The organism is Bartonella sp. CB10SXKL, from assembly GCF_042195515.1.
Taxonomy (GTDB): Bacteria; Pseudomonadota; Alphaproteobacteria; order Rhizobiales; family Rhizobiaceae; genus Bartonella.
Genome location: NZ_JBHION010000022.1, coordinates 1 through 10,000, shown reverse-complemented (window position 1 = coordinate 10,000; position 10,000 = coordinate 1). Strand labels below are relative to the sequence as shown.

The 10,000-nt window shown below is 42.1% G+C and carries 6 protein-coding genes, 1 tRNA gene and 2 rRNA genes (1 of these 9 cut by a window edge); 3 read left to right on the top strand and 6 right to left on the bottom strand.

The genetic code is table 11. The annotated features are described in order from the left end of the window. The 3 genes from ACFIK3_RS08645 to ACFIK3_RS08635 form a co-directional block, all read left to right on the top strand. Positions 1–1,369, top strand: a 23S ribosomal RNA gene (locus tag ACFIK3_RS08645); it begins 1,446 nt to the left of the window's first position. A 66-nt stretch (positions 1,370–1,435) separates the two neighbouring features. Further along, positions 1,436–1,550 (top strand): 5S ribosomal RNA (gene rrf / locus ACFIK3_RS08640). 108 nt (positions 1,551–1,658) lie between these two features. Further along, positions 1,659–1,735 (top strand) — tRNA-Met (locus ACFIK3_RS08635). Between the two features lie 1,838 nt (positions 1,736–3,573). On the opposite strand, the gene ACFIK3_RS08630 is transcribed toward ACFIK3_RS08635, so the two are convergent. From ACFIK3_RS08630 to ACFIK3_RS08605, 6 genes are all read right to left on the bottom strand, one after another. Further along, positions 3,574–3,801 carry a hypothetical protein gene (locus tag ACFIK3_RS08630; RefSeq protein ID WP_375676554.1) on the bottom strand — a complete coding sequence of 76 codons (228 nt, stop codon included), beginning with the start codon at positions 3,799–3,801 and terminating at the stop codon, positions 3,574–3,576. A gap of 18 nt (positions 3,802–3,819) precedes the next feature. Continuing rightward, positions 3,820–4,728, bottom strand: a complete 909-nt coding sequence (locus ACFIK3_RS08625; protein ID WP_375676553.1) for an MFS transporter — start codon at positions 4,726–4,728, stop codon at positions 3,820–3,822. Between the two features lie 525 nt (positions 4,729–5,253). Continuing rightward, positions 5,254–6,492 carry a DUF2087 domain-containing protein gene (locus ACFIK3_RS08620; RefSeq protein WP_375676552.1) on the bottom strand — a complete coding sequence of 413 codons (1,239 nt, stop codon included), beginning with the start codon at positions 6,490–6,492 and terminating at the stop codon, positions 5,254–5,256. Further along, complete coding sequence (locus ACFIK3_RS08615) at positions 6,483–7,163, bottom strand: hypothetical protein (protein WP_375676551.1); 681 nt, start codon at positions 7,161–7,163, stop codon at positions 6,483–6,485. The genes ACFIK3_RS08620 and ACFIK3_RS08615 overlap by 10 nt, the downstream gene beginning before the upstream one ends. Before the next feature lie 205 nt (positions 7,164–7,368). Continuing rightward, entirely contained in the window at positions 7,369–8,553 is a 1,185-nt protein-coding gene (locus ACFIK3_RS08610; RefSeq protein ID WP_375676550.1) for an MFS transporter, read from the bottom strand. 316 nt (positions 8,554–8,869) lie between these two features. Continuing rightward, positions 8,870–9,958 (bottom strand): DUF3792 domain-containing protein, encoded by a 1,089-nt coding sequence (locus tag ACFIK3_RS08605; RefSeq protein WP_375676549.1) that lies wholly within the window; start codon positions 9,956–9,958, stop codon positions 8,870–8,872. Between the last annotated feature and the right edge of the window lie 42 nt (positions 9,959–10,000).

Below are 10,000 nucleotides of genomic sequence, written 5' to 3'. Positions count from 1 at the left end.
GTTAATATTCGTGGACCTGTGGGTAGTGACGGATTGCGTATATTGTAAGATCTTATTGGATTGATCTTGCAGTGAAGCAGTTCCAGGAAATAGCTCCCACATATAGACCGTACCCCAAACCGACACAGGTGGACTGGTAGAGAATACTAAGGCGCTTGAGAGAACTACGTTGAAGGAACTCGGCAAATTGCACGCGTAACTTCGGAAGAAGCGTGACCCTTTAGCGGGCAACCGTTAGAGGGTGGCACAGACCAGGGGGTAGCGACTGTTTACCAAAAACACAGGGCTCTGCGAAGTCGCAAGACGACGTATAGGGTCTGACGCCTGCCCGGTGCTGGAAGGTTAAGAGGAGATGTGCAAGCATTGAATTGAAGCCCCAGTAAACGGCGGCCGTAACTATAACGGTCCTAAGGTAGCGAAATTCCTTGTCGGGTAAGTTCCGACCTGCACGAATGGCGTAACGACTTCCCCGCTGTCTCCAACGTAGACTCAGTGAAATTGAATTCCCCGTGAAGATGCGGGGTTCCTGCGGTTAGACGGAAAGACCCCGTGCACCTTTACTATAGCTTTACACTGGCATTTGTGTCTGTATGTGTAGGATAGGTGGTAGACTTTGAAGCAGGGGCGCTAGCCTTTGTGGAGTCATCCTTGAAATACCACCCTTACCGATATGGATGTCTAACCGCAGTTCGTTATCCGGATTCGGGACCGTGTATGGTGGGTAGTTTGACTGGGGCGGTCGCCTCCTAAAGAGTAACGGAGGCGCGCGATGGTAGGCTCAAAACGGTCGGAAATCGTTTGTTGAGTGCAATGGCATAAGCCTGCCTGACTGTGAGACTGACAAGTCGAGCAGAGTCGAAAGACGGTCATAGTGATCCGGTGGTCCCGTGTGGAAGGGCCATCGCTCAACGGATAAAAGGTACGCCGGGGATAACAGGCTGATGACCCCCAAGAGTCCATATCGACGGGGTTGTTTGGCACCTCGATGTCGACTCATCGCATCCTGGGGCTGGAGCAGGTCCCAAGGGTATGGCTGTTCGCCATTTAAAGCGGTACGTGAGTTGGGTTCAGAACGTCGTGAGACAGTTCGGTCCCTATCTGCCGTGGGTGTAGGAATATTGACAGGATCTGTCCCTAGTACGAGAGGACCGGGATGGACGTATCTCTGGTGGACCTGTTGTGGCGCCAGCCGCATAGCAGGGTAGCTATATACGGAAGGGATAACCGCTGAAGGCATCTAAGCGGGAAACCCACCTGAAAACGAGTATTCCCTGAGAACCGTGGTAGACCACCACGTTGATAGGTCAGGTGTGGAAGTGTGGTAACACATGAAGCTTACTGATACTAATCGTTCGATCGACTTGATCGTTCTCATTTCCCATATTCATTCAAAAATATAAAATTCCAGCTTCTCATCATTCATGCTTTTTGCTGACTTGGTGGTTATGGCGGAGTGAACGCACCCGATCCCATCCCGAACTCGGCCGTGAAACGCTCCAGCGCTGATGGTACTTTGTCTTAAGGCACGGGAGAGTAAGTCGCCGCCAGGTCTGCTAAAGGCATGATAGATAACAATTCAAAAATAAAAATATAACGATAAATATCAATGCTCAATACTCAGAGTAGACAATAAAAAAATCTTGTCTTAAAATATATGACGCGGGGTGGAGCAGCCCGGTAGCTCGTCAGGCTCATAACCTGAAGGCCGCAGGTTCAAATCCTGCCCCCGCAACCAATGTTCCAAAACTAATATTCCATAAAAATCAAATGACCTCTAAACATGACAATACGCACATAATATCGCGTGAAAATATAATAATGCACGTAATGCAAAATGTTATAGAATAAGTCTTTATTCAAACTTTCCCCTCTACTAGGAAAAGTCAGTAATTTACCTACATAAGTTCCCCTTCCTGCCACACTTTTCTCATAGAAGCTTTATCAAAACAGTAAAAAACCTAGTGGCCCTTAACGCACCAAGACCTAGGAGCGGCTTTGGAGCTGGATCGTATGTCTTCTCATCCCGTAAAAGAATGCAATAGGAAAGGGGTATGCCGCTAATGAAGCAGCGGTAGGCAGAGGCAGGTAGAGAATGCTTTCTTCTCTCTAAAACGATAAACCTAAAAGCTCTTCTTAGTACTGCAAAACAAAAAATAGCATCAATCTCTGAAAATAAAAGCAGGAGGAAACCTGTTGTAGCGTCTAAACGCATGGGAATGCCATGCTCATCACTTGCAACTCTTCTCACGTATAAAAAAACAAATAAGAAGGGGCATGCGACTAATCATCATGCACCTCTGGAAGCAAAATGGGTAGGGGAAGAACGTATAGGTACGTAATGCCACGCACTTAAAGGGCGCGCAAGGACTAAATCTAAACTCAGATTCTCTTGGATTTTAATATCATCCCTCCCTTTGTTCTATGTGTACCTGTATATCTTCATCCTCAAAACAATCTGCCAACTTTTTGCAACAAAAAACTGTACACAATTTCTTGAACATCTACACTATCTATATCACTAAATACTAAGGCGGATTTTTACCTAGCAAGCTTTTTGGGGTAGCAAGCCTATGCTTATGATCATTGTGATGATGCAAACCTTTTGCAAACAGTGTTTTAAGAGGGTAAAGTGTTATGTTGATAGCAGAAAGCCTGTAAAGAGAAAATGGCTATGGTATGTAAGAATAGTGCTGTTTTTTATACGGAGCTGTCTTATTATAAAATTAAGTAGGGTAGGGGAAGAACGTATAGGTACGTAATTTACGCGCATAAAGGCTTTGAAGGGATTAAATCTAAGCTCTCAGATTTTCTCTCTTTACGGAGTTAAGACTTGTGTTTTTATCATAATGACTAGCTTCTCCATCATAATATTTCTGCACGAGAGCTTTCCAAAAATAGTACACCAGCTAGTTTGTTCTTAAAAAAATAATCAAGGCAATACTTTTGCACCATCCTCATTCGCCATCCTTAAGGGCGGCTTTTGCATTTACAGAAATTGCCCACTGACTTTAGAAGCGGAGCCTAGAAACGCGGGGAAGAGGAGAACTATAGGGTGGTGTGATTACTCATTCTGTCATGCTATAGAAATATTTGGTTTTGTAGGGGTAGAAGCACCCCCCCTTTAATGCTTTTTAGGCATTAAAAATGGCACGAGAAAATGCTGGTAGTCGTGATATGGTTTTTTATTATGGCTGATCCATGAGCTCTAAAATATAAATTGAGAGGGAATGGGTGGCATTAAAAGTTAAACGCGCATGGTGAGGTTTGAGATTGATTAGTTCAAAATCCTTAATGAGCAAATTATAAAAAATGCTTTGGCTGTGTTGCACATGGATATCAATAGAATATTATTCGTGCAGAATGTAGCTACCTTACGCTTGTCTGCCCCCATAATACTTTAAGCTATGAGGCAATTGGCAACAGAGCCTTACAGAGCAATCTTTAAAGACCGTTTTGAGCTTCTTTGCCGCAGATTGTATTACAAACCCATAATTGAGTGATTTATGGCGAATTATTTTGAGTGCTCTTGTTGTGCTACGGGTTTTCAAAAATGATATGTGACATGGAAGCTGCTTATTTTTTCGTTTGCATGAGGCAAAGGCAAGAAGCAAAGGCGGAGGCACCAACAATCATGCAAAAGGTGAAAGCGATATGATTGTTGAAATGGCTGATGATCCATCCACTTGTCCATGAGCCGGCAGCTTGGCCAATATTTGAAATAACAAGAATATAACTAAAAAGAACACTGGCAGAGAGGGGTGAGGTTGTTTTCCCTGCTTGATAGTATATCTCTGGAATCATGACAGATTCATAGACACTTTAGGCAATTAACGCAATCACAGCGGTAAAGACCCCACCTATGAGGAAAAATGCAGCGAAACTTCCCATAAAGCAGAGCAGATAAAAAGTTGCTTTATCGGAAAGGGTGAGATGTTTATTGATTACCCCCTGCCAGATACAAATACTGATGCCAACAATTGAAAAGAAAATTCCACTATAAGGGGCGAGATTTCTGTCAAATTTACTGAGAAGTGTTGTGGTGGTGATGAAAATTCCCATGAGGAATGCACAAAGCAAAGCCGTGACCAGCAAATAAGCAATAGAACGATTATGTATTATTGTTTTTAAAGAAGAAAGAAGAGCTTTTTTTGTTTTTTTATTCTTTTCAAGAGATAATGTTTTATGTGGGTAATGATAAACAATTTGAATGGATAGAACACAAAGATACAAACCAATGAGTGCAAAAAAAGCCATTAAGAAGGTTGATGCGTTGTATTTTATGGCACTCGTTGCAACAAGAGGTGCTATAACGACAGCAGCATTTTGAAAAAAAGAATAGAGAGTTAATGCGCGTTTAAGAGCATTTTCATTGAGATGTTCTGATAAAATTTCTCTCAAAAATGGCTTTGAAACTGCTTTCGAAAAAGCCATTAAGGTAAAAAAGATCAACCATGCAGAAGGTGTGAGCGATAGGATAATGCACACAAAAGCGCTACTCCTTAAAATAAAGGCGCTAGCCATTAAGAGTTTACGCGAAAATCTTTCTAATAAACCCGTTGTGGTTACCATGAGAATGCTTTCAAGGATTACTGATCCAGCGAGATAAAAAGCGACATTGGCAGCAGTTATGAGAGAAGAGTTTCCAAGCAAAGGGAGTACAAAGAAAAAGGAAAATTCAGAAAGAAAAACTGTGCTATAGATGAAAAAAGTTATTTTATTTTTGCCCATGGAATTTCCATAGAAGTGTCGTTAAATGATCAAATACATTTTGTTGTATCTCTTGAGGAAGTTTTGTCAGCCCTGTTTCTGCTGTGCACATTTCGTTGAAATAGTATCCTTCTTGATTCACCAGCCAGCCCAATGCAAGAATATTGTTTTTTCTACGATGTTTTTAGAAATATCGAGCATGATTTGGATTGAGCAACAATACTGTGCCCTGATGTTCGCGCAACAACCGTAAGATCATTGAGACCTTGATCCTATATCTTCTCCTGATGATTTTGACTATTCCCAATTCTTTTTGATAACCACCCAATCCTTTTTGATAACCAATTGGCACCCCGCATTCTTGCTTTTCTATTTTATCCTTTATGAAGAGGATGTACTATCCCCCCATAGATTGTCAACATATGAATGGGATGAATGATTTTGTAACCTTTTAATGAAATTATATTTTTTTAGTGGAAGGTTATTCATTCTCTTGAAATAGAGAAGAAAAACGATAGAGTTAGCTAATCATTTTTCAAATCTCTTTTAGCGCATGCGTTGATATTTGCCTCCATGGCGTTGTAAAAAACCTCTCTCAACAAGAGTGCGTCGTAATCGGGCAAAGTCTATCGTAAAGAGGTTGCATATCTTGGAAACTTCCGTTTCGCTATAGATTTTTTCCTTTTGAAAGGCTTCACCAATTTTTGATAGCATCTCTTCTGTTTCTAAATGGCGGTCGCTTAAATTTTCCCTATTTCGCTCATGTTTATTTTCTAGCATTTTCCACACTGTCTCTTCGGCTTGAAATCCTGCTGTTGTGTTGTGAATAAGTCCAAGATTCAAAAGGCGATTGATGGATTTGTGAATGTTTTTGGCATCTGAATCGACATGTTTGAGGATATCAGTAAGATTTTTTGCACCAAGGATAATGGCGGCATAAACAGCGCGCAGTGTCGGTGAGGTCATGGCAGAGATCAGTGAATTGCGGGTATTGCGTTTGTGAAGGGTTTCTTTCCCCATGGGCAAAATATCATTGCGAATGGGAATTTCATTGATTTCTATGAGTTCTGCTTGGAGCGATTGTGCGCGTACAATTTGTTCGGCTGGGGTGCGTTTGCGAATAATCCCCAGACCACCCTGGCGATATTTGTGGTTTTCGGGGAGTGTTAAAGCTTCATAGGAGCCGTCAAGCCGGTAGAGAATTTCTTCCCAGATGGGAGTTCTGACGCGTCGAACCCGTTGTTCGCTATTGTGAGCAATTGTTGTGGTCATTGTTGGTTCATGCAAACAAAGATAACCACCAGCGGTGATGTGTTCCCAAACTGTGGTAACAAATCGCACATCATCTGCGGGCGTTCCAGCATCAAGCCAAACAAAATCTATTGGTCCCCAAGATTTGAGCGTTTCATCATCGAGAGAGAAGAAATTCTCATGGATAAATGTTACCATGTCTTTTTCAATACCGTCTTGAAGCAGTTCTTGCCATGCTTCTTCGGCTGATTGGCCTTCTGCTGAAAAATCATCAATGGTGATAAGCCGTGGTTCGTAATTCTCAAGGATTCCTGAAGGGTCAAGCAAAGCTGTACGCTCTTCCCTAGTGGAAGATTCTAAAAGTTTTTTATCTTGTTGCCATGCTTGTTTTGCTTTTTGCAGTGCTTTTGCGATAAAGCACGTACTATCACCAGCACCGATTTCAATGACTGTGCGCGGTCTTGCCATTTGAATAAGTGCATAAATGAGCTGTGCACTATTTTCTGTTCCCATATCGGGGCTTATCAGGGACATCTTTTGATCCTTATCATTATTTCTGCTTTTACAAAAAACGTGGTTGTTTGTTCTATGGGGTGTTGAAGATGCATTTTGGTTGTGGCTTTTTGCAAAAGAGGGTTGGTTTTTTCATTCAGTTGGATTGTACGCCCATTGAGTTGATTAATGGCAAGAGTGTCAAGAGAAGAATCTATGATAATACTGTTGGCTCTCGTAAAAGAGCGGTTGCATGATCTGGTGAAAAGGCTTGTTGATTTGTTTGAATGAGACCCGTGTCGTAAAAGTGAGATCAAAAGACTCCCAGAGGCAAGAAGAGTACCATTGAATTGTATTTCTCTCAGTGATTGGACAAGGCAGCTTTCACGAAGTGCTTCAAATGTGGGAAAGTCGAATCCGCCAAATGTCGCTCCTTTTGTAGAAACAATGGTGATGGGTTGTATTTGCCGTTTGCCAATGAGTGCTGGTTTGTTTTTTATTATTTGTACATCTTTTGCCCATTGAATGTGTGATAAAGGATTGAGTTCACGTGGGTAGACAGCGAAAGAATTGATGGCTATAGGTGGTGTTGGTTTTTGCAATTCAAGTGTGTGGGAGCTCTCATGACAATCATGTCGCATATAGTCTGCAAGTTGCCATACATAACCGCCTGTTCCATTGTAAAAGTTTAAGCCTATAGGATCTTGTTGCATGATGTTAAACCGGTTTCTTCTGCTTTGAAATATCAAGTTTTGGCAATGGTTGTTTGCTCCTCCACACGAGAATGGTTCATCAAAATCACATTGCTTGGTATGGGGTTGCATGGGAGATACAATAATTTGATCAGGTGATGATTTTTATGCCATTTTTGGGTTTGGTTTGCTTGAGAGCAAAGATAGCAAAGTCTGTTAACCATTATCATATTCCTTTTTTTTGTACGGCACTGTTCACAATAAAACCTAAGATGCCTGTGATCATTGTGGCGATGCCAATGATAAATAGTGTGCTTTGGGTGTGATGCACTTTTACAAAACCGGCTCCTAGAAAGCCAATGCACACCGCTGTTTGTATGATGAAAATATAGGCGGGCATTTGGTTGTTTCGGTGTTCTTTCTGGATGGCTTTCATCATAAAACTTGCCATTAGAGCATTTTGCACACCGTTTGCACCCCCAAGAATGAAAAATGAAAGCATCATCAACCATACAATATGTGTTAAGGAAAAGCAGAAAATTGCAAAGCCAATTATTGCAGCGGCAAGTGATGCTCCAGCGGCATTGCCAAAGCGATGAAAAAGGCTGGAGAAACAGAGTGGACCAACCACGAGGCCAAGACTTAACATGCTTGTGATTACCCCATAGGTTTCAGCGCTTAAGTTGAGATCGGTACGGATGCGGACAATCGATAAGACGTTGAGAGCAGAGGTGAGGATGATGGTAATGATGAGGGGAGAAAGAGCATAGACAACATTTTTTTTACGCAAGAGACCCGTTAAATCTAGCCCTTTTTTGGCTTGCTGTGTTGTGTTTGTTGTTTGCGTATGTATTTTTAAACTTTTAAAACAGAAGAGAGTGATAAAGGTAGCACAAAGAACCATGATGGATAGTGCAAAGAGCCCTTTTTGCCCATTTGATATTCCATACAATACACCCCCTAGCAGTGGTCCGGCAATGTAGCCAAGATTACGAACTGTTTGGATAACGCGGTTTAGTCGATCTAGTTGCTGATCATTGGTTGCAAATTCTGGGACGGAAACGAGGATAGCAGACCAAAAGAGTGAACCAGCACAACCTAGTGCGAAAGAAAGGGCAATGTAAACCCAAAATTGGTTGGCAATTGCGGCAACGGCTATGAAGAGTGCTTCAAACAATAAAACAATGGGTACTGTTCGCGCTGGTTGGAAGCGATGCAAGAGGCGTGGTGCAATGGGGCCTGCACAAATTGCCCCGACAAGCCCTGCAAACAGCAGCATTGAAATAGATGCTGTGCTTTCTGCTAAGTGGAGAGCAAATGTAACTTGTGCTGTTTCATCGGCAAAGCTGCTAAAGCCCAAAACAAGGAAAAGTCCCATTTGGGTAAAAATCATGGATTTTTTCTTTGTCACAATGCTCCTCCCCAAGAGGTTATAAGGTACAATTTTCTTCTACGTGTTTATGGGATATCCCATGCTTTGTATAGTTTTTCTTGATGATCAGTTGAGAAAGGAAGTTTTCAGAGCTCTTTTCCAAAACAAGCACAATGCCTATTGGCAGCAATGACCAGCTCCTTATGTTTTTTTAAAGGGGAGTATTAAGGATGATGGGCTGGAGAAGTTGTCTGATATGAGAGAGACAATAATACAAAAAGACAATCAGAAGATTTTGCAAAAAAGCTGCACTATACGTGCAGCTTTTTATGTATTTGCTTTAAAGGTAGACGTTTTAAAGCATGAAAGTGTCCTTACGGCTTCTATAACCATAATAGCCAAAAACACTGGAAATAATGGCGCCTACCAGACTGCCTAAAAAGCCCCACCACCCCATATTGGAGGCTGTTTTTGTGGCTTTAGTCGCAGTGTTTTTGGCGCCCTTGATCGTATCCTCAAGATTGTCTGAGAGTGTTTCTGCCCGTTCTTCAAGGACTTTGATGGCTTTTTCGGTCTTTTCTTCTGCGCTTTGATAGAGTTGGACGGCACGGTTGACTGCTGTTTGTGCATCCGCACGGGACATGCCATCGGTCACAAGGGCATTGATGATATCACTTCGATCAAATTTTGTCGTGAGATCTTCTACACGATCGGACAGACGCTCACCAAGATTTTTTAAAGTGGTGCGATAGTAAGAAGGATCATTTTTGAAAGCTGTTATCGCAGAACCAATATCATTGAGTGCAGCTTGATAGGTTTGTTTTAAGCGCTCAGGGTTGAGAGCAGGAATGTCACTTTTATTGAGAAGGGTGCGCAATTCACTCCCAAGTTGGTCAAAATTGATGCCATTGTCACTATTTTTTGCAAAAAACTTTTCAAGACTTTCGCTGTTTAAGTTTGCAAGTATGGGGGAAATATTGTTTTTGAGGCTGTCCACGGTTTGTTGGACCATGGAGCTGTTTTCTAGAGCCGTTTTAGCTCCTATCTTTGCTGTACTAGAAACCACGTGGATGGCTTGGAGGGTCATCAGCAATGTTATGAGAGCCCAAGTGAGAAAGCCATGAAGAGTCCCTGAGGTTTCAGCAAAACGTCCAGCTACAAAGCCTCCCAAGGCTAGGCTAATCAGTGTAACGATAACAGAGCCCACGCCAAAGGAGAGGAAAGAGCCTTCAAATGGGGTTGAAGAAGTGAAATCCATTTGGCTTAAGCCTAAAGCTGCGACCAGAAAAGAAAGGCAGATTGAGGTGGCAAGAGCCGTCACCAGTCCCGCAAAGATTGCGGACCATGAAATGGGTGTGTGAAAGAGTGAATATTTTTCTTCTAGAGATGTTTCTCCTAGAAAATTCGTCTCAAATGGTGTGTTTTCAGGAATGCGAGTTTCCATGTTTTATCTCCTTGAATATGCTGGAGATACAATGCCTTTTTG